This window comes from Oceanobacter mangrovi, assembly GCF_019740315.1.
GTDB classification, from domain to species: Bacteria; Pseudomonadota; Gammaproteobacteria; order Pseudomonadales; family Oceanobacteraceae; genus Oceanobacter; species Oceanobacter mangrovi.
The window spans coordinates 144,412-164,748 of sequence record NZ_JAHXZR010000011.1; the positions used below are offsets into that span (position 1 = coordinate 144,412).

The following is a 20,337-nucleotide window of genomic DNA, read 5'->3' on the forward strand; positions in this document are numbered from 1 at the left end:
GCCCATTATCACACCCGATACCGTCTCACCAGCTCAGACATCGCCGTTGCCAGTTCCTTCAGCCGTCGGGTTGAATGCCCCGCCCGTTCAGTACCGGCCGCCGTTTGCTCGGAAATCGCCACAATCTGATGCACGTTCTGGTTAATGCTTTCCGCCACACTGGCCTGTTCTTCAGCGGCGGTGGCGATCTGGTTGTTCATATCCGTGATGGTCGACATGGCGCTGCCGATTAATTGCAGGGCATCGTCGACCTTGCGGGTTTCTGCCGCCGCCGCTTCACTGCGCTCACTGATACGCCCCATCAGGCTAACGGCATTACCGGAGCCCTGTTGCAGCCGTTCGATGGTGGTCTGGATTTCCTGGGTGCCTTGTTGGGTGCGGCTGGCGAGTGTACGAACTTCGTCAGCCACCACCGCAAAGCCGCGACCGGCTTCACCGGCGCGGGCGGCTTCAATGGCAGCGTTGAGTGCCAGCAGGTTGGTCTGTTCAGCAATGCCGCGAATAACGTCCAGCACACTGTCAATCTGACGGGAATCGTGACTCAGCTGTTCAATGCCCGTCACCCCGGCTGCAACCTGTTCCGACAGCCCGGACATCACGTCAGTAGAACGATGCACCAGCTGCAACGCCTGCTGGATCTGGTCGTTAACGTCGTCAGCAGCAGCGGAGGTTCGTACCGCACTGCTGGCAACTTCCTGCGCAGCGGCGGTCATTTCATACATGGCAGTGGCAACCTGATCACTTTCCATCTGTTGTTGCTGCACGCCTTTTTCGGCGCCAGTCATGACATCACCCAATTCCGTACTGGACTGGTTAAGCGTGTCGGTTGAGCGCCGTACTTCAGTGACCAGCCCATGTACCTGATCAGCAAACTGGTTAAAGGCGCCTGCCAACTGAGCCAGTTCATCCCTGCCCTTCATCTGCAGCCGCTGGGTCAGATCACCGCCGCCACCGGCAATATCATTCATGGCTGCCACGGCGCTTTTTAACGGCCGGATAATGCTGCCAACCACCAGCAGCGCCAGCACCACAATCAATACCAGCACCACTGCTGACGACGTGACTGAGCCCCACAGCGCTTCTGTGAGGGATTTATTGACCCGTTGATCCATGGTTTGAATCTGGCTGTCGAGGCCATCAATCCAGAAGCCGGTTCCGAGCATGACATTCCAGCCAGGCAGCATCTCGGCATAACCCAGTTTTGGGGCTGGCTGGCCAGTCGCAGCGTTTTTCCAGCGGTAATCAACATAACCACCGCCAGCCTGGGCGGCCTTGAGTAATTCCTGAATCAGGTATTTGCCATCCGGGTCCTGAAAGCCCCAAAGATTTTTTCCTTCCAGCTTCGCATTCGCTCCATGCATCAGCACCACGCCCTGAGCGTCGTAGGCAAACAGATAGCCATCACTGCCAGCATCGTCAAACCGCAACTGCCGTAGCAGTTGCCAGGCTTGCTGGCGTAATTCCGGTGAATCCCCTTGTGCCTGCAAATGGCTGATCGCCGTACGAGCCAGCTGCAGATAGTTTTTCAACTCCTGCTTTTTGCTGTTGGTCATGCCTTCGGCGTAGCTCTGCATGGCTTCATTGCCAATGCTGGCCGCCTGGTCACGGTTAAACAGGGTCAGGAATACAGTTAATACAGCAGCAGGAATCAGTGCCAGCGCCAACACGCGGGCCTGAATCGTCAAATTGGGCATACCCATCACCTTCACAGAGTTGTCTTCTATTCAGCCTAGTTGGTGATTCGCTGTTCAGAAATCACTCAATAGCAGATTTATCGACAAGCTGTTCGATGGCTTGAATGCAGCCGACAAGCAGGGCCGTTTTGCCCTATTTGCACAGACCAATGCGGGCATTCAACGCTTTACCTGCTGCAAATGGCTGGATTATCGTTGAGGGCCATCAAGATCGAGACGAACCAATGAATATGGCAACCCTCGGGATCATCCTGATCGTTGAAGCAACCGATCTGCCAACCGGCGAACCGGCTCATGGCAGCCAGCTGAACCACTGGTTGAGCCATCTCAAACGGCTCGGGGCAAAAGATTTCAGCTGTTATGTGGTGTTGCCATACGCATTGCCGGAACTCGAGCAACGCTTGTGGGAATCCTGCCTTGAGTGGGGCATCTGCCCGGAACCAGAACCGGATACCGCTCACCTGTTAGCCTACGGCATTCACCAGACCCAGTCCGCCCAAGGCTGGATTGTGCTCGACAGCCAGCAGCAGGAAGTCAGTTTTGGTGATATTCAGGATGGCTGCCAATGGATCAGTGAGCATCAGCACCACAGTCCACAGGGGCGTGCCATCAGTGGCAAGGCCACCTGGCCAATTGCCTTCAACCAGTCTTGCGGGTTTGCACTGGCAACCTGCCACCATGACGACATTTGTCTCGACAGCCGCCAGCAACAACAGCAAACCCTCAGTGGCTGGCTGACGCATTAGCCAGAGCCCGCTATGCCATTGCAACCATTCTTGAAAGCACAACAATCACGGTCACTACCAACAGCTGTGCTAAAGTAGCCCGCGTCCAGCCAGAGTTTGAAATGTCTGCCAATGAGTACCAATGATCCACAACCAGCCCAGATCTGGGTTGATGCCGATGCCATACCTGCGGTGGTGCGGGAAATTATCTGCAAGGCCGCCGTTCGTACCGCCACCAGCACCTGGTTTGTCGCCAACCATGCGCTGCCGCTGCCAAATTCCCCCTGGATCAAAAAGCTGTCTGTATCGGCCGGTTTTGATGTTGCCGATCACACCATTATTGAACGTGCCAGCAGCGGTGACCTGTTAATCACCCAGGATATTCCGCTGGCAGCAGAAGCGATGGAATTAGGACTGTCGGCGATTAATCCGCGTGGTGAACCCTATACCGCAGAAACCATTCGCCAACGGCTGAACATGCGGGACTTTTACGAGACGATGCGCTCCAGTGGCATCCAGAGTGGCGGGCCGTCAGCCTTTGATCAGCGTGACCGGCAGAACTTTGCCAACGCACTGGATCGCTGGCTGGCCAAACAAAAGCATTAGGGGGCGTTCTCAATTAATTAACGGGTCCTGTTATGGAAGAAAAATTCATCAGGCAAGGCGTTGAACGAAGGGAATGGCGAGCCCTTTACAAGTTCAACAACACCGCATGGTGGATTTTTAACCATAACCCTTCGGGCTGAGGCCAGTTGGCTCCAGGCACTGCGTTATTCGTCACTTATTTAGCGGGCTAAACAGCGCTCCTCATGCCTTGTTCTGAAGCCAACTGGCTCTCAGCAGGGCCGCTTTACTAATTGAGAACGCCCCCTAACCGATCGGTTTGCTGTCGTCAAAATCGTCGTCACTGTCGGCGCCACCAAACAAACTCATCATCAGGGCTTTTTCGTCGGCCGTCACATGGCTTTCGGAAAGCACTTCCGGAGCCGAACACACCTGATTTCGGCCCTGCTGCTTGGCCCGGTACAGTTCCTTGTCAGCCTGTTGCAGCAGTTCGCTGGCGATAGCAGGCTGACCACTTTCAAAGCAAGCCAGACCAATACTGGCGGTGACCCCAAAGGTTTCGCCCTGCTGTTCAAACACCAGCGCCTCGATATTCTGACGAATCCGCTCGGCGACGTTCTGGGCTGCCAGCCGATGCGTCGACGGCAGGATTACCGCAAACTCCTCACCACCGTACCGGCACTGGATATCCAGCTTGCGGGTAGTTTCCAGAATCACCCGGGCACTGGCCTGCAACACCAGGTTGCCGACTTCATGGCCCCAGCGATCATTGACCTGCTTGAAATAATCCAGATCAATCATCAACAGGCAGGTCGGTAGCTCCGAACGCTCGGTACGGTCGATTTCCCGTTCCAGTGATTCCATCAAATGGCGGTGATTAAACAGGCCGGTCAGGGCATCACGAATAATCTGCTGACGCAGCGATACCAACTCCTGTTGAAAACGACATTCGGTACCAGCCGACGGGCACAGCCAGCCGCTGTCAGTAGCAGTTGTCGAAACATCAGCCTCAAAGGGAATACGGCTCATTTGGTTGGCTATCCTGTCTTTCATCCAGATAGTGTAGAAAGGAAAACCGCTGTTTGCAGAACATGCCGGGACAATTGCTGAATTGTTAATTGCCGTTCAGCTTCACTGGCCTTATGACCGGCCTTGTCGCTAGACTGACGGCATTCGCAGGACAGGTATTTTATGAGCACCACCAATCCAGAACTCCATTCCGGCAGCAGCCAACCCGACCGCAATTTTGATGATATTGCAGCGCGTTTCCGCAACACCATCTACAACACCCCCAAGGGCCAGTTACGGCTGGCAGCGCTGACGGATGACTTCCAGCGCTTTGCCTTGCCGGTCGCCAATGCCCGGGTATTGGACCTCGGTGGTGGTCAGGGCCAGTTTGCCCTTCAGCTGGCACAACAGGGCGCCAGTATCAGCCTGTGCGATCTGTCGGCAGAAATGCTGGCCTTTGCAGACCAGCAGTTTGCCGAAGCCGGATTACCTCTGCAAAGTGCCTGTAGCGCCCTGCAGCAGGTCGATCAACACTTCCCTGGCCAGTTCGACATCGTGCTCAATCATGCGGTGCTGGAATGGCTGGAACAGCCGTTCGAAGAACTGGCACAGATCTGCAGCAAGGTGGCTGCAGGCGGCTATCTGTCACTGATGTTTTACAACCTCCATGGCCATCAGTGGCGTCAGCTGATGAACGGTCGTACCCATGCACCGGGCGGCTCGACCGACCGGCTGCGCAAGGAAGGTAATGCACCGCAACACCCTCTTGATCCTGAACAAGTGTTCGAACGCCTGCAACAACTGGGTATGGAAACGCTTGGCTGGCGTGGTATTCGTTGTATTCACGATCATATGCACCAGAAAATCCGTGAGCGTATTGGCCAGCCCGCCGTCGACCAGGCGGATCTGGAATTCGGCTTGCTGGATCCCTACCGGCTGTTCGGTCGTTATATTCATGTGGTTGCCCGCCGTCCGCTCGCAGAGCCGTCGATATGAAAAAGCTGCTGGTTTCCGCCTGCCTGCTGGGCCAGCCGGTGCGTTATGACGGTGATTCGAATGAAAACAAGGTTGGCCATTTGCAACCGCTGTTGAGCCTGTGGCAGCAGCTGGGCTTGCTGGTTGTAGTATGCCCGGAGGTCCTCGGAGGCCTGCCGACACCCAGACCCGCCGCAGAAATTATCGGTGGCCAGGGCGATCAGGTATTGGCGGGCAACAGCCGGATTATTACCCGTGCCGGTGATGATGTGACGGCAGAATTTGTCGCGGGCGCCAAACGTGCACTGGACAAAAGCTCGCTGGAAACCGCACAGGGAAACGAAGTTGTCGCAGCCCTGCTGGCGGCCCGTTCGCCATCCTGTGGTGCCGACGGCACTTATGACGGCCATTTTTCCAGCACCCTCACAACAGGACAGGGAGTCACGGCTGCACTGCTGGAGCAGCATGGCATTCCCTGTTTTAGCCCGGCAGCAGATCGACAACTGCTGGCCTTGCTGCAACAGCATGGCTTTCCGGTAACCAAACCTGGCTGTTGATCGGCAACAACCGGGCCTGTTGGAGTGGCTGACGGACTGGCTGGCAGTCCGCTGTCACTTCTTCAATCTAACGTCCGCCAGCACTGCTGGAGCTGGCAGAAATAGTCAGGTTGCAGAAGCTGACGGGCTAATCGGCAGCCCGTGTTCTTTTTAAGGCAGTCCTGAGTGATTCAGGACTTGCGGGTAATGTGCTTCACCTCGGTGAAAGCACTCAGGCCCCAGGGGCCCAGTTCACGTCCCAGACCACTCTTTTTCATACCGCCCCAGCTGGTTTCCACCAGCACTTTCTGGTCGCAGTTGAGCCAGATATGACCGGCTTCGAGCTGACAGGCCACCGCCTCGGCACGCTGTTCGTCGCCGCTGACTACAGTGGCAGCCAGACCGTATTCACAGTCGTTGGCACGCTCAATGGCTTCCTCAACGGTTGCAAAGGTGCGGCAACATAGTACCGGGCCGAAGATTTCTTCCTGCCACAGACGACTGCTGACCGGCACATCAACGTAGACGGTTGGCTCGACCATCCATTGGCTGACGCCATCAGAGCAGGCCTTGCCACCGTTCAGACACTGCAAACCTTCAGCTTCGGCAATGGCCAGATATTCCATCACCTTGTTGAACTGGGCTTCACACGCCAGCGGGCCCAGCACCGCCTCCGCCGTAGCCGGATTCGACGGTTTGAGTTGCGCCACCCGCTGTTGCAGTTGCGCCAGCAACTCAGCCGCAATGCCTTCGTGCACCAGCAAGCGGGAGGTTGCCGAACAGATCTGGCCGTTATTAAAGAAAATCCCGCCCATAATGGCCTGCAGCGCCACTTCCATATCCGCGTCGTCAAACACAATGATGGAAGACTTGCCGCCCAGCTCAAGGCTGAGGTTCTTGATCTCCGCCGCCGTTTCCAGAGCAATGCGGGCACCGGTGGCAGTACTGCCGGTGAATGACACCTTGCGCACCTGCGGATGACTCACCAGTGCGGCACCTGCTTCGCCAGCGCCATAGACAATATTCACTACACCAGCAGGCAGGCCAGCGGCAGTACAAATCTCAGCCAGTATGGATTCCGGCAGCGGCGTGACTTCCGATGGCTTCAGCACCACAGTACAACCGGCTGCCAGCGCTGGAGCCAGCTTCCAGGAAGTGGTCACGGTGGGGAAATTCCAGGGGGTGATGAGCGCAACCACTCCCACAGGTTCACGCCGCAAACGGCTGCTGAAAGCCGGATCGGCAATCGCAACCGCCTGCAGGCCCTGCGCGTCCTGTTGCGCTGCCAGCTCACGAGCCAGCGCGGCGTAATAGCGGTAGCAGTCGATGGAATCCAGCACATCGTAACCGGCTTCCGTCAGTGGCTTGCCACAGCTGGCGGTAATCGCGGCAGCGATCTGCTCGCTGCGCAGTTCAATTGCAGAGGCTATCCGATCCAGATAATCCGCCCGTTGCGTTGCAGAGGTCTGACGCCAGCCAACTAACGCTTGTTCAGCCGAAGCCACCGCCTCGTCCACTTCGGCCTTGCCTGAGCATGGGAACTCGGCAATGGCCTCACGGTTGTACGGATTAACAGACTGCAGGTAACCGGCAGGCTGTGAAGCTTGCCGGTTGTTGCCCAGATAGTTTTCAATACGAATCATGTTATTTCACTTGAACGATTATTCAGCGGCGGATAACTGCGGCGTTTTGGCAGCAGGCATCAGCTTGTTGAGAATAATGTAGACCACCGACGCAAATACCAGCGTTGCGGCGGTTGAGCCGAACTCCAGTGGCGAAACGTAGGTGAAGTAGATAGCGAATACAGCGCTGACAACATAGCTGATAAGGGCACTGATATTGATATCCAGACGACCGTTAGTGCGGAAGTTGATTGAGTCCATGTTCAGCTGACGGCCACCCAGCAGGTAATAGTCGGTCAGGATGATGGAGAACACCGGAATCATCAGCGCGCCGACCAGCAATACCCAGTCGAAGAACGAAGCCAGCAACAGATCCTGCGCCAGTGTGGCAACCATGATCAGCAGGCCCCAGAACAGCACTGCCACCGGGAAACGCAGCTTTGGCAGCACCGACATTGAGCTCATGGAGATGCTGTACAGCACCATGATGTTGGTGGTCATGACCGAGAAGAACATCACCAGCGAACCAATCACCACGTATTCGCCCTGCATGATGTCGGATGGATCGTAGGTTGGCTCATGGCCGTGTGCCAGCGAGAACGCTCCCACCAGAATTCCCAAACCCATGGCGATAATGGTGCCCAGCATGTAACCACTGACAATACCGGTCGCACTAACCGCCTTGCTCTTGCAGTAACGGTTGTAGTCACACGGCAGGGTAATCCAGGAGAACGCGGTTGCCAGCACGATGTCGAACACAATCGCGGCAGTCAGGCTTGGCGTATCCGACAACGGCAGGTTCTTGATATCGGTGAGGCCATTTTCGCTCAGCAGACGATAGGTCACTGCCAGCGCCATAATCAGCATCAGCGAGGACGCCACGCTTTCGATTTTCTGAACGCCGGAGTGGCCCAGAATGGTGATCACCATCACCAGCCCCTGCGTGATGAAGATACACAGGACGATGTTATCGAAACCAAACAGTACATTGACGACCTTGTTGAGCGCCATCGCTCCCAGATAGCCCTGAATCAGCGACCAGCCAGCCAGAATCACCACGTTCAGTCCGGCAAACAGTTTGGAACCGTGATAACCGTAGGTCGAACGGGCAATCACAAAGGTTGGCAAGCCGGTTTTGGTGCCAACAATGGCCACTGCAGCCAGCGCCGCACAGCCAATAATGGAACCCAGCAACACCATCATAAAGGCTGATGACGGGCTGACGTCCGGTACAAACATCTGGCCGGTCATCACGGTTGGTGTTACCAGCGTGGCGGCCGTCCACAGAAAAATCGTGCCCCACAGCCCGAGGTTTCGGTCTTCTGGCTGGGTTGGCAATATGCTGTCGTGCCCACTCTCTATGCTCATGGTAAATCCCTGAATAATTATAATTGGAATGTCTTAATCGAGGTTTTGTCGTTATTGGCTGGCGCCGTTATTCGTTGTCGTACTTAACGCCTGGTAGCACACAGAGCATTTCGTACAGATAGTTGGCCGCCAGTTGCGAGGTGTTACCGCTGAGATCGTAGGGTGGAGACACCTCTACCAGATCGCCACCTATCAGATTCAGGCCCTTACAGCCACGAATGATTTCCAGCCCCTGAATCGAGGTCAGCCCACCCACTTCCGGCGTGCCGGTACCGGGCGCCCAGGCCGGGTCGATGCCGTCGATATCAAATGACAGGTAAACCGGGCCGTCACCCATCTGCTCACGCACTTCCTTCATCAGTGCTTCGAGCGACTTGTGCCAGCATTGTTCGGCGGTTACCAACCGGAAGCCCTGTTGCTCACCCCATTTGAAATCGTTGGCGGAATAGCCCTGGGCGCGCTGACCAATCTGCACCACCCGATTGCAGTCCAGCAGACCTTCTTCCACCGCCCGGCGGAAGGTCGTGCCATGGGCAATCTTTTCGCCAAACATGTTGTCGTTGGTGTCCGTGTGGGCATCCACATGAATCAGGCCAACCGGACCGTGCTTTTTGGCAATCGCCCGCAGAATCGGCAGCGTCAGAGTGTGATCACCACCCAGCGTCAGTGGCGCCAGCGGGTAATCGTTCAGCCGGGTGTAATAATTTTCGATGATATCGACGGACTTCAGCAGGCTGTAGGTGTTGATCGGCACATCACCGATATCAGCCACAGAGAGCGATTCAAACGGCGCCGCTCCGGTTGCCATGTTGAAAGGCCGAATCATCACGGATTCAGCACGAATCTGGCGTGGGCCATAACGGGTGCCCGCGCGTTGGGAAGTACCAATGTCCAGCGGAATCCCCACAAAGGCAACGTCGAGACCTTTCAGGTCTTCAACAAACGGCAACCGCAACATGGTCGCCCGACCGCCAAAACGCGGCATGTCGTTGCCACTTTGTGGTTGGTGGAAGTGTTTATCCATTGCTGGCTCCTCTTTCTGACCGCAAACAGCGTGATGCTTTCAGGACATGTTAGGCAGCCAGCCTTGACCCTAAAATACGAAATAAAAAATAATCACTTCAGAAATTACTGAAGTATTCAGGAACACCCTAATCTCATGAAAACCGATAAACGCTTCAACATCCGCCTGCTCGAGGTCTTTGTGGCCGTGGTACAGCATCAGGGCTATTCCGGTGCCCAGCAGGAGCTCAAGCTGACCACTTCCGCAATCAGCAACTACATGAGCGAACTGGAAGGTAATCTGGGGTTTGTGCTGTGTCAGCGTGGCCGTTCCGGCTTTTCACTGACCGAGAAGGGGCAGCAATTTTTGCATCAGGCGGTCAAGGTGCTGGAAGAAGTGGAATCGCTGGAGCGCCATGCCGAAGCCCTCAAGGGCGATCAGGGCGGTACCTTCCACATCGCCTTACTGGATGCCACTGTGATGGACAGCGCGCTGTCGTTCCCGGAAGTGCTGCGACAGTTCAACGAGCGTTTCCCGGCTGTGCACCTGAATCTGCAGATTCGCAGCCCCTACGAGCAGGTACAGGGCATCCTCAACAACCAGCTGGACCTCGCCATCGGCAACTACCCCTCCAGCATCAACAACGTGATTGAGGAAAAGCTCTATCGCGAACAGCACTGGTTGTATTGCAGCGACCAGCATCCCTTGTTCAGCGTGCGGCGGGTGAAAGCCGAACAGATCGCCCAATGCGGCCTGGTAACGCGCAGCTACTGGAATAATGCCGACTTGCGGAAACGTGGCTTTGGCCACAGCACTGCCACGGTGGAAAGCATGGAAGCCCAGCTGGCGCTGATTCTGTCCGGTAAATTTGTCGGTTACCTGCCGGAGCACTACAGCCAGAACTTCGTCCAGGACGGCCGTTTACGGCCACTGCTGCCAAGTGAATTTGGTTACCAGGCCCCCTTTTCACTGATCTGCCGTCGTGGACGCAGCCGCGAGCTGTTTATTCGGACCATGCGGGATTTGCTGATCAAGCAGACAACAGGACTGGCGAAGTGAAACCGTACCGGCGCTTCGGGAATAATATTGAGGGAAAATTTTGCGAAGGAAAGCTCGAATCGAACCAGAGGAGGTTCTCACCTCCGTCGCTTGAACGGAGAAGATAACGACATATTTTGGGGATTCGATGTGCCAGATATTGGCGAGATCTTCTGAGATGGCGCGCTCGGGAGGATTACTATCGCCCTGCGGGCCATTGTCGCAAGCGCCAATGTTTTCTCGCGGTGCTCGAATCGAACCCGGGGAGGTTCTCACCTCCGTCGCTTTAACGGAGAAGATGACTACATATTTGGGGGATTCGATGTGCCAGATACTGGCGAGATCTTCTGAGATGGCGCGCTCGGGAGGATTCGAACCTCCGACCGCCTGGTTCGTAGCCAGGTACTCTATCCAGCTGAGCTACGAGCGCGCTTCAGAAAATTCACGATAGATTCCATCCAAATAGGATTTGAATGGCGCGCTCGGGAGGATTCGAACCTCCGACCGCCTGGTTCGTAGCCAGGTACTCTATCCAGCTGAGCTACGAGCGCGTATCGTGGGGTGCGCATTATAGTAATAAAACTGAAACCGTCAACTACTATTTTACGCGATCTGCGGAGCAGAAAACGTGGCGGAGAGAGAGGGATTCGAACCCTCGATAGGGTATTAACCTATACACCCTTAGCAGGGGTGCGCCTTCAGCCACTCGGCCATCTCTCCAAATCACGGCGCGCATGATACCACGTTTTTTGCATTTGCAAAGAGGAAATGCAAAAAAATTATCAGTAGTTGCCGCTCGGCTCACCACCATCTTTTTCGCGCTGAATGCGCTGGTAAATCTCTTCACGGTGTACAGCTACTTCTTTCGGTGCGTTAACACCGATACGTACCTGGTTTCCCTTAACGCCAAGGACGGTCACTGTTACTTCATCACCGACCATCAATGTCTCGCCTACGCGACGGGTCAAAATAAGCATAGGGTTTCTCCTGAAATCCTGTTGGTTAGTTCTAGGGTGCTGCGGCGTAATGCCTGGGTCGTTCTCTCAATATAAGTATTGACCATTAAGTCCGGTATGGTCAGCCAAATTATCGAAAATTGAGAACATTTTGTGCATTGGGGTCCTTCCTGTCAGGAAGGTTCCCCAATTTGTAAGACAGGAAGAATAAAATCAGGCGGGAACCTGAGTCTCTTCCTCGGCGTCCAGGCCAAAAGCGGTATGCAGGGCGCGTACTGCCAGTTCCAGATATTTTTCGTCGATCACAACAGAGATTTTGATCTCGGACGTGGTGATCGCCAGAATGTTGATGTTTTCGTCAGCCAGAACCTTGAACATCTTGCTGGCCACACCCGCGTGGGAACGCATGCCCACACCCACCATCGACACTTTACAGATATTGTCGGTGCCCTTGACCGAACGGGCATTCAGTTCCTGCCCGATCTTTTCCAGGATCGCCTTGGTCTTGGCGTAATCATTGCGATGCACAGTGAAGGTAAAGTCGGTGGTGCCGTCTTCAGAGACGTTCTGCACAATCATATCGACTTCGATATTGGCTTCGCTGACAGGACCCAGAATTTTGGAGGCAACGCCCGGAATATCTGGTACACCTTTAACGGTCAGTTTTGCTTCGTCACGGTTGAAAGCAATACCTGAGATAACTGGATTTTCCACGGAGCCCATCTCCTCCATTGTGATCAGTGTGCCGTTGCCTTCCTTGAAAGTGGAAAGCACGCGCAGTGGAACCTTGTATTTACCGGCAAATTCGACCGACCGAATCTGCAAAACCTTGGAGCCGAGGCTGGCCATTTCGAGCATTTCCTCGAAGGTCACCTTTTCCATCCGCCGAGCCGCAGGAACAACCCGTGGATCAGTGGTATAAACCCCATCAACATCAGTATAGATCTGGCATTCGTCAGCACCGAGGGCGGCCGCCAGGGCAACACCCGTGGTGTCGGAACCGCCACGACCCAGCGTGGTGATGTTGTTGTCGTCATCAATCCCCTGGAAACCGGCAACAATCACAATACCGCCAGCATTCAGCTGGGCACGCATGGAGTCGGTGTCGATATCTTCGATGCGGGCTTTCATGAACGCGCTGTCAGTTTTGATACCAACCTGCCAGCCGGTATAGGAACGGGCGCTGACGCCACGTTTTTCCAGCGCCATCGCCAACAAGGCAATGGTGACCTGCTCGCCAGTGGAAACCAGCACGTCCATTTCACGTGGAGAGGGGTTTTCAGAGATGGATTTAGCCAGTCCAATCAGACGGTTGGTTTCACCGCTCATTGCAGAAACGGTTACCACTACCTGGTGGCCTGCGTCGTGAAAGGATTTCACCTTGTCGGCAACCGCCTCGATACGTTCTACCGTACCGACCGAAGTGCCTCCATACTTCTGAACATATAGTGCCATGATGTTACAGCCGAGGTTGACCAATAAAAAAGGGCGCTAATTAAACAACAATTGGCATGAACAGGAAAGATACAGCCAGCCCCTGACTGAACAAATTTTAATCATTTGAACGAATGTTTATGTAACCAATATGTTTTATTGATTATATAGATTTACACACTGCTATCAGGGCAGGATTTTCAGGCTCCGAAAACAACAAAAGCAGGCGATTGCCTGCTTTTGTTGAGTCTGCATCTGGCCACCAAAGCGGCCGCAGCAAGCGTCTTACAGAACGCTTTCTGCCCAGCGTTCGAACGCTGCCAATGCATCATCAATGCCTTCCGGCTTCTGGCCACCGGCCTGCGCCATTTCCGGCTTGCCGCCACCACGACCGTCAACGTATTCGGCACAGGCCTTGACCGCATCGCCAGCCTTGGCAGACTTGATCAGGTCCTTGGTCACACCTGCCAGCAGGGTTACCTTGCCGTCGTTGTCAGAAGCCAGCAGGATCAGCGCAGAACCCAGTTTGTTCTTCAGCTGATCCATGGTGGTACGCAGGTCATTCACCTCGGCACCATCCAGACGCGCAGCCAACACCTTGACGCCGTTGACGTCTTTGGCCTGACCTGCCAGGTCTGCACCGGCACTGCTGGCCAGTTTAGACTTCAGCGCTTCCAGTTCTTTTTCCAGCGCCTTGTTGCGGTTTTGCAGTTGCTCAACCTTGTCTGCGACGTTGTCGGTAGAACCTTTCAGGGAAGCAGCGATGCCCTTGAGGGTTTTCTCTTCAACGCCAATAAAGTCCAGCGCAGCCTGCCCCACCACGGCTTCAATACGACGGATACCCGCCGCAATACCGCTTTCGGAAGCAATTTTCAGCAGACCCAGGTCACCGGTGCGGGAGGCGTGAGTACCACCACAGAATTCCACCGAGAAGTCATCGATACCCATGCTCAGTACCCGAACTTCGTCGCCGTACTTCTCACCGAACTGTGCCGCAGCACCGGTTTCACGCGCATCATCAATGGCCATCACACGAGTGGTTACCGGAGTGTTGGCACGGATATGACGGTTGACGATGGCTTCAATTTCTTCCAGTTCGGCCGCCGATACCGCTTCCAGATGAGAGAAGTCGAAACGCAGGCGCTCATAGGTATTCAGTGAGCCTTTTTGATGCACATGATCGCCCAGTACCTGACGCAACGCAGCGTGCAACAAGTGGGTCGCAGAATGGTGCAATGCAGTCGCCTGACGCTTGTCGGCATCAACCATGGCGATCAGCTGATCACCAACCTTGACAGCACCTTCAACCAGTACGCCCTTGTGCAGGTGGTTGCTGCCTTCCTTGGTGGTGTCCTTAACCTGGAACACCACGCCGTCGGCCTTGAGGAAACCGGTATCACCAACCTGGCCACCGCTCTCGGCGTAGAAAGCCGTTTCGTCAAGCACCAGCACGGCTTCATCACCAGCACTCAGTTCTGCTACCGCTTCGCCGTTTTTGAACAGGGCTTTTACAGTGCCGGTATTTTCCAGCAGCTCGTAACCAAGGAATTCGGTCGCACCGTCGATTTCCAGACCCGCACCGTAGTTGGCGCCAAAATGACCAGCAGCACGGGCTTTTTCGCGCTGCTTGTTCATTTCAACGTCGAAGCCTTCTTCGTCAACCTTGAGATCGCGCTCACGGGCAACGTCCGCAGTCAGGTCGAGCGGGAAGCCATAGGTGTCGTACAGCTTGAACGCCACTTCACCCGGAATGGTATCGCCACTCAGCTCGGCAATTTCGGCGTTGAGAATTGCCATCCCCTTATCGAGAGTCTTGGCGAACTGCTCTTCTTCGATACGCAGTACTTTTTCAACGTGGGTCTGCAGGTGAGCCAGTTCTGGATAGGCTTCGCCCATCTGCTCAACCAGCGCACCAACCAGCTTGTGGAAGAAGCCGGATGGCGCTCCCAGCATGTGACCATGACGTACGGCACGACGAATGATACGACGCAACACGTAACCACGGCCTTCGTTGGAAGGCAGTACGCCGTCAACGATCAGGAAGCTGGTTGAACGGATGTGGTCGGCAATGACGCGCAGCGACTTGTTTTCAGTGTCGGTACAACCGGTCACTTCACCAGCGGCTTTCAACAGCGCCTGGAACAGGTCGATTTCATAGTTGCTGTGGACGCCCTGCATGATCGCGGAGATACGTTCCAGGCCCATACCGGTATCCACAGACGGCTTCGGCAACGGAATCATTTCACCGTTTTCCTTGCGCTCGAACTGCATGAATACGTTGTTCCAGATCTCGATGAAACGGTCACCGTCTTCTTCCGGAGATCCTGGCGGACCACCCCAGATGTGTTCGCCGTGATCGTAGAAAATCTCGGTACATGGGCCACAAGGACCGGTATCGCCCATGGCCCAGAAGTTATCCGAAGCGTAGCGCGCACCCTTGTTGTCACCGATGCGAACAATCTTGTCGGCTGGAACACCCATTTGTTTGTTCCAGATATCGAATGCCTCATCGTCTTCGGCGTAAACCGTCACCATCAGTTTTTCAACCGGCAGGTTCAGCCACTGCTCAGAGGTCAGGAATTCCCACGCAAACTTGATGGCGTCTTCCTTGAAGTAGTCGCCGAAGCTGAAGTTACCCAGCATTTCAAAGAAGGTGTGGTGACGTGCGGTGTAACCGACGTTTTCAAGGTCATTGTGTTTGCCGCCCGCCCGCACACAACGCTGCGACGTCGCCGCACGCGTGTAGCTGCGCTGGTCCTTGCCCAGGAAACAGTCCTTGAACTGCACCATACCGGCGTTGGTGAACAGCAGGGTCGGGTCATTACCGGGAACCAGAGGGCTTGAAGGCACCACCTCGTGCCCTTTGGAGGCAAAGAAATCGAGGAACGCCTGGCGAATATCTGCGCTTTTCATACGAGGGCAAAATTCCGAAGGTTGTTTGCGTCAAAGCGGCGAGTATAGCGGTTTGAACGCAATTGTCCGAGTCCAACCTCTATATGGTTACGCTATTGTCGAAGTAGATGTCGCGTATCAGAGGTTTTGAGGGATTGAACAAAATAACCACATAGTTATACTTGAATCAAATCTGCTGTCGTCCTGAATGACAGCCCATCGAACATAGCCCGCTGTCGGGAGGCCCTGCCATGAATGTTGATCGTTTTGTTTTTGCTTTCGCCGGTACCGTGATTCTGGTCAGCCTGGCGCTGTCCCAACTGCACAGTGTTAACTGGCTGTGGCTGACTGCTTTTGTAGGTTTTAACCTGCTGCAATCGGCCTTCACCAGCTTCTGCCCGCTGGCCATTATTCTGAAGAAATTCGGCCTGCAAAGCGGCTGCGCCTTTAAATAAGGCGAGCTTCGGAAAGTGTCGTTTTATTGGTCATCATCGTCCGAGGAACGGCACTCATTGATGGCGTACTGGATCTGGTCGGCCGTGTAACCACGGTAGGCCAGAAACCGGTACAGTTTGGCTTTGTCTTTCTGATCATCCAGATCCAGCCCACGAGCCTTGCGGCGCGCTGCTTCCAGTGCCATTGCAAACCAGTCAGTATCCGATTCACCTATGCCCTGCCGTACCTGACTGTCGGCAATCCCCTTCTGACGCAACTCCTGCCTGAGACGTACCGGCCCGATTGAGCGCTGGCTTTTGCTACGAACAAAACTGTCGGTGAAACGCTGGTCGCTCTGCCAACCTCGTTCGGTCAGCTCATCCAGCACCTGATTGAGAATGTCGGCCGATTCAGCCCGGGGAGAGAGTTTGCGGAACAGCTCCCGACGGGAATGTTCACGTCGGGAGAGTAAGTCCGCTGCAGCCATACGCAAGGCTGCAGCGTCGAGCAGATCAGCTGTCGGCTTCGTCATTGATCTCGGAGTCATCAGAATCTTCAGAGGTCACAGAAGAAGAAATCAGCTGGGAACGAATACCGGCTTCGATTTCTGCCGCGATTTCCGGATGCTCTTCCAGGTAAGCAGCAGCGTTAGCCTTGCCCTGACCGATCTTGTTGTCCTGATAGCTGTACCAGGCACCGGCTTTCTGTACCAGATCACACTTCACACCCAGGTCGATGACTTCGCCCATGTGGTAGATGCCCTGACCATACATGATCTGGAATTCTGCCTGACGGAACGGTGGAGAAACCTTGTTCTTCACCACTTTCACACGGGTTTCGTTACCAACCACTTCATCGCCCTGTTTCACCGAACCAATACGGCGGATATCCAGACGAACAGACGCGTAGAACTTCAGGGCGTTACCACCAGTGGTGGTTTCCGGGCTACCGAACATCACACCAATTTTCATACGAATCTGGTTAATAAAGATCACCAGACAGTTGGCGTTTTTGACGTTGGCGGTGATTTTACGCAGCGCCTGAGACATCAGACGGGCCTGCAGACCGACGTGGCTGTCGCCCATTTCACCTTCGATTTCAGCTTTTGGCGTCAGCGCAGCAACAGAGTCCACCACAATCACATCAACGGCACCGGAACGTACCAGGCTGTCACAGATTTCCAGCGCCTGTTCGCCAGTGTCAGGCTGTGAAACCAGCAGACTGTCGAGATCGATGCCCAGCTTTTCAGCGTACAGCGGATCAAGTGCGTGTTCGGCGTCGATAATGGCAACGGTTTTACCCATTTTCTGGGCCTGCGCCATGGTCGACAGACACAGCGTGGTCTTACCAGAACTTTCCGGACCATAGATTTCAACGATACGACCAACCGGCAAACCACCAATGCCCAGTGCAATATCCAGCCCCAGTGAACCGGTAGACACAGCCGGAATTGCTTCCCGTGGCTGCTCACCCATTTTCATGATGGCGCCTTTACCAAACTGGCGCTCAATCTGACTCAGAGCGGCATCAAGGGCTTTTTGTTTGTTCGCGTCCATTGAAATCCTCATGCCCCGAAGGGAAGTTAATCGGATGGAAATATTTACTGTAAATTTGACCAGTAGTTAAACACAGTTTTTGCGCTTCGCCAAGAGAACACAGTAAAAACACTGGATAAATTAACAGTCAAATTCAGGCCTGTTCAAGCCAGTGCGACAGACCTCTCAAACTATGCAGTACCGCCTGCTGGCGCACCGCCGCCCGATCACCATCAAAGTGACACAGCTCGGCATGGATACGCTGGTGATTACCCCAGGCGACCCACACAGTCCCCACCGGCTTGCCCGGTACTGCGCCTCCCGGCCCGGCAATGCCACTGGTGGCCACCGCTACATCAGCGCGGCTGTGTTGTACCGCTCCAGCGACCATTTCCCGCACGGTCGCTTCACTGACAGCACCATGCTGCTCCAGCGTCGTTTGCTGAACGCCCAGCATCTGCATCTTGGCCTCGTTGGAATAGGTAACAAAACCACAGTCGAACCAGCCGGATGAACCGGCCAGATCCGTACAGGCAGCAGCAATACCACCACCGGTGCAGGACTCCGCAGTCGCCATCCGCCAGCGCCGCATGGTCAGCTGCTCAGCCAGCTCTTCGGTTGCAAATAACAAGGACATAAAGGCTCCTGCCATTGGTGTGGGTGAAAGCCGTATTTATACCGCATCTGGAGAACCAGACGCCAAAAACAAAAACGCCCCGCAAAGCGGGGCAAGGAACAGGGAACAACGACGTTCAGGGTGGGTAAACCAGTTAGCAGTCTGTTAGTGGGCCATGCCCAGCGATTTGGTAACGCCATCTGTAGTACGGGTGAAGTCCAGATAGGCGACCTTGATGTCGTAGAATTTCCCGAAGGCATCAATCTTGTACATGATCACACCGTGGTAATCGAAGTTTTCGCCTTGTTTGATTTTGCCAAACGGCGAGTTGTCGGAGTCCTTGATCACGGTGAAATGGGTTTTCATTTCAATCGCCAGGTTATCGCCATCCGAGGTGTAATTAACCACGTTCAGCTCCTCCTTCATGACCGACCAGATCTTGCGATAATGCTCCTTGATCGCCGGGATGCCGTTCAGCACCATATGGCCGTTTTGCATCACAATATCGTCGGCAAAATAAGCCTCAAAAGCGCCGGGATCCTTGCGATTGAACATGGCGATATAGTTTTCAAAACTGGCGTGGTTGATCATCTGATACGACGGTTTCGCCGCTGCAGTGTCAGCAGCCCAGACCGGCGTAACCGCCGCCGTTGTCAGTGTCAGACAACCAAGTGCAATGGATAGGCCCAGTGGTTTCAGCATATTGGATTCCTTTTTATTGTTATGGTCTGAAGGCTTGGTCAGCAATGAGATTGCTGCCAAACCGTTAATCTTGCTCCAGGACATCAGCCTTCCTGGATCACCTTTTTATCGCTGCAGCGAGAGGCTCTCTAAAGGCATCGAGATACCTCCAGCTACTTCAGCGATGACAAAGATTATTTACTCCAGGGTGAATTCCCACCAATCGGCTGCATGTTCATGTAACGCTGAACACCCTGCACCTTGCCGTCGTAGAAGCGTGTCATTTCAGCCACGGCCATGGTGGACTCCATCTGCTTAAGCACAGGGACAAATGACGTGCTACCCGCCTTGTTAGGGTCACGCATTTCAGCTGGCAGATTTTCAAAGCCATCCTTGATTTCCGTTGGAACAAACGTGGACTCAGAACCTTTCTCGATAAAGCTCGGGTATACAATGCCAGGAACCACACCGAAGCTGACAACAATGCCGGTTTCTTCATCCACAAGAATCCGCGCGTTTTTGGCCTCCGGTCGTTTGTCAAACGTACAGGGAACGGAAACTCCGTGCTTCAAAGGGCGGTCAGTTGCCAGATCATCACCCGGCATCAGGGTTTTCAGAGCGTCTGGATCTTCGACAACCCGCCCACCCATCTCAACCAATTCACAAGTCTTCGACTCAGGAGGAGTACCGAAACTGCGATCAAAAACGCTGTTTGCCCATTTGGTTAATTCCTCGCGATTGGCTTTCTGGCCAACCGGAACAGGCTCTAACCAGGCAGGGGGCAAGCTCGACAGTTCTTCTGGAGCAAATTTCAGACCTGACTCCCCCTTGGCCCGGCTGATATACATTTCCAGTTCAGTGATCAAACGGTCCTCGACCTTGAGGCGGAAAAACACGATCGACGGCATCTCACCTTCAAACACTTCAGCCACGACAAAGACCTGACCAGTCTTTGGGTCAATCGCGTATTGCCCTGCACCAGGCTCGGTAAAACGGGTTACCGAACGCCATAAAGAGGTCATTTCCGGTGCTGCGGGCGCACCGTTTTCAGTGAAGGAATACCAACGACCCAGCGGCAACCCTTCACGACTGTGTTTGGTCATGGATACCAGGGTTTTCTGTGCCATTTCTTTCAGACAGGCGCGATCACAATTTTTATCTGCAGCCAGCGCAGTATTTCCCAACAACATCAATGAACCCGCCAGAATAGCCGAAGCAATTTTCTTCATTTTTATTCTCCATTTCACACTTGAAT

19 protein-coding genes, 3 tRNA genes and 1 other RNA gene are annotated in these 20,337 nt (G+C 54.5%); 6 read left to right on the top strand and 17 right to left on the bottom strand.

The features are described from left to right. Positions 1 to 8 precede the first annotated feature (8 nt). The gene (locus K6123_RS19650; RefSeq protein WP_221800890.1) at positions 9 to 1,694 is read right to left on the bottom strand and encodes a methyl-accepting chemotaxis protein; all 1,686 of its coding nucleotides are present in this window, start codon (positions 1,692 to 1,694) and stop codon (positions 9 to 11) included. 224 nt (positions 1,695 to 1,918) lie between these two features. Here K6123_RS19650 and K6123_RS19655 point away from each other — a divergent pair, with 224 nt between their 5' ends. Then, complete coding sequence (locus tag K6123_RS19655) at positions 1,919 to 2,440, top strand: hypothetical protein (protein WP_221800891.1); 522 nt, start codon at positions 1,919 to 1,921, stop codon at positions 2,438 to 2,440. A 111-nt stretch (positions 2,441 to 2,551) separates the two neighbouring features. Continuing rightward, positions 2,552 to 3,025 (top strand): YaiI/YqxD family protein, encoded by a 474-nt coding sequence (locus K6123_RS19660; RefSeq protein ID WP_221800892.1) that lies wholly within the window; start codon positions 2,552 to 2,554, stop codon positions 3,023 to 3,025. Positions 3,026 to 3,289: 264 nt separating this feature from the next. On the opposite strand, the gene K6123_RS19665 is transcribed toward K6123_RS19660, so the two are convergent. Next, the gene (locus K6123_RS19665) at positions 3,290 to 4,012 is read right to left on the bottom strand and encodes a GGDEF domain-containing protein (protein WP_221800893.1); all 723 of its coding nucleotides are present in this window, start codon (positions 4,010 to 4,012) and stop codon (positions 3,290 to 3,292) included. 162 nt (positions 4,013 to 4,174) lie between these two features. Here K6123_RS19665 and K6123_RS19670 point away from each other — a divergent pair, with 162 nt between their 5' ends. Together K6123_RS19670 and K6123_RS19675 are read left to right on the top strand one after the other, a co-directional pair. After that, positions 4,175 to 4,987 carry a methyltransferase domain-containing protein gene (locus K6123_RS19670; protein ID WP_221800894.1) on the top strand — a complete coding sequence of 271 codons (813 nt, stop codon included), beginning with the start codon at positions 4,175 to 4,177 and terminating at the stop codon, positions 4,985 to 4,987. After that, positions 4,984 to 5,523 (top strand): 2-thiouracil desulfurase family protein, encoded by a 540-nt coding sequence (locus K6123_RS19675; protein ID WP_221800895.1) that lies wholly within the window; start codon positions 4,984 to 4,986, stop codon positions 5,521 to 5,523. The genes K6123_RS19670 and K6123_RS19675 overlap by 4 nt, the downstream gene beginning before the upstream one ends. 170 nt (positions 5,524 to 5,693) lie before the next feature. On the opposite strand, the gene K6123_RS19680 is transcribed toward K6123_RS19675, so the two are convergent. The 3 genes from K6123_RS19680 to speB form a co-directional block, all read right to left on the bottom strand. Next, complete coding sequence (locus K6123_RS19680) at positions 5,694 to 7,145, bottom strand: aldehyde dehydrogenase family protein (RefSeq protein WP_221800896.1); 1,452 nt, start codon at positions 7,143 to 7,145, stop codon at positions 5,694 to 5,696. A gap of 18 nt (positions 7,146 to 7,163) precedes the next feature. Continuing rightward, positions 7,164 to 8,492: a purine-cytosine permease family protein gene (locus K6123_RS19685; protein WP_221800897.1), complete on the bottom strand. Its 1,329-nt coding sequence runs from the start codon at positions 8,490 to 8,492 to the stop codon at positions 7,164 to 7,166. Between the two features lie 67 nt (positions 8,493 to 8,559). Continuing rightward, entirely contained in the window at positions 8,560 to 9,516 is a 957-nt protein-coding gene (gene speB / locus K6123_RS19690; protein ID WP_221800898.1) for an agmatinase, read from the bottom strand. Between the two features lie 135 nt (positions 9,517 to 9,651). Between speB and K6123_RS19695 the strand changes: the two genes are divergently transcribed. After that, positions 9,652 to 10,554, top strand: a complete 903-nt coding sequence (locus K6123_RS19695) for a LysR family transcriptional regulator (protein WP_221800899.1) — start codon at positions 9,652 to 9,654, stop codon at positions 10,552 to 10,554. Between the two features lie 158 nt (positions 10,555 to 10,712). On the opposite strand, the gene K6123_RS19700 is transcribed toward K6123_RS19695, so the two are convergent. The 7 genes from K6123_RS19700 to alaS all read right to left on the bottom strand — a co-directional run bounded on the left by K6123_RS19700 (position 10,713) and on the right by alaS (position 15,836). Then, a non-coding RNA gene (locus K6123_RS19700) (RtT sRNA) lies at positions 10,713 to 10,829 on the bottom strand. Positions 10,830 to 10,886: 57 nt separating this feature from the next. Then, positions 10,887 to 10,963 (bottom strand) — tRNA-Arg (locus K6123_RS19705). 44 nt (positions 10,964 to 11,007) lie between these two features. After that, positions 11,008 to 11,084: transfer RNA gene (locus K6123_RS19710), tRNA-Arg, on the bottom strand. Positions 11,085 to 11,162: 78 nt separating this feature from the next. Continuing rightward, a tRNA-Ser gene (locus K6123_RS19715) sits at positions 11,163 to 11,253 on the bottom strand. Positions 11,254 to 11,315: 62 nt separating this feature from the next. Beyond that, on the bottom strand, positions 11,316 to 11,510 hold the full coding sequence (gene csrA / locus K6123_RS19720; protein ID WP_221800900.1) for a carbon storage regulator CsrA: 195 nt from the start codon (positions 11,508 to 11,510) through the stop codon (positions 11,316 to 11,318). Between the two features lie 192 nt (positions 11,511 to 11,702). After that, positions 11,703 to 12,944 (bottom strand): aspartate kinase, encoded by a 1,242-nt coding sequence (locus tag K6123_RS19725; protein WP_221800901.1) that lies wholly within the window; start codon positions 12,942 to 12,944, stop codon positions 11,703 to 11,705. Positions 12,945 to 13,208: 264 nt separating this feature from the next. After that, positions 13,209 to 15,836, bottom strand: coding sequence for an alanine--tRNA ligase (gene alaS, locus K6123_RS19730; protein ID WP_221800902.1), 2,628 nt, complete (start codon positions 15,834 to 15,836; stop codon positions 13,209 to 13,211). A 230-nt stretch (positions 15,837 to 16,066) separates the two neighbouring features. Between alaS and K6123_RS19735 the strand changes: the two genes are divergently transcribed. Next, a complete protein-coding gene (locus K6123_RS19735) occupies positions 16,067 to 16,270 on the top strand; it encodes a YgaP family membrane protein (protein WP_221800904.1) in 204 nt (67 codons plus the stop codon). Positions 16,271 to 16,293: 23 nt separating this feature from the next. On the opposite strand, the gene K6123_RS19740 is transcribed toward K6123_RS19735, so the two are convergent. The 5 genes from K6123_RS19740 to K6123_RS19760 form a co-directional block, all read right to left on the bottom strand. Then, entirely contained in the window at positions 16,294 to 16,782 is a 489-nt protein-coding gene (locus K6123_RS19740) for a regulatory protein RecX (RefSeq protein WP_221800906.1), read from the bottom strand. Continuing rightward, entirely contained in the window at positions 16,763 to 17,806 is a 1,044-nt protein-coding gene (gene recA, locus K6123_RS19745) for a recombinase RecA (protein ID WP_221800908.1), read from the bottom strand. Before recA ends, K6123_RS19740 begins: the two co-directional genes overlap by 20 nt. Before the next feature lie 133 nt (positions 17,807 to 17,939). After that, positions 17,940 to 18,422, bottom strand: a complete 483-nt coding sequence (locus K6123_RS19750; protein WP_221800910.1) for a CinA family protein — start codon at positions 18,420 to 18,422, stop codon at positions 17,940 to 17,942. 144 nt (positions 18,423 to 18,566) lie between these two features. Beyond that, the gene (locus tag K6123_RS19755) at positions 18,567 to 19,103 is read right to left on the bottom strand and encodes a nuclear transport factor 2 family protein (RefSeq protein ID WP_221800912.1); all 537 of its coding nucleotides are present in this window, start codon (positions 19,101 to 19,103) and stop codon (positions 18,567 to 18,569) included. A 173-nt stretch (positions 19,104 to 19,276) separates the two neighbouring features. Further along, the gene (locus K6123_RS19760; RefSeq protein WP_221800913.1) at positions 19,277 to 20,311 is read right to left on the bottom strand and encodes a hypothetical protein; all 1,035 of its coding nucleotides are present in this window, start codon (positions 20,309 to 20,311) and stop codon (positions 19,277 to 19,279) included. Positions 20,312 to 20,337: the final 26 nt, after the last annotated feature.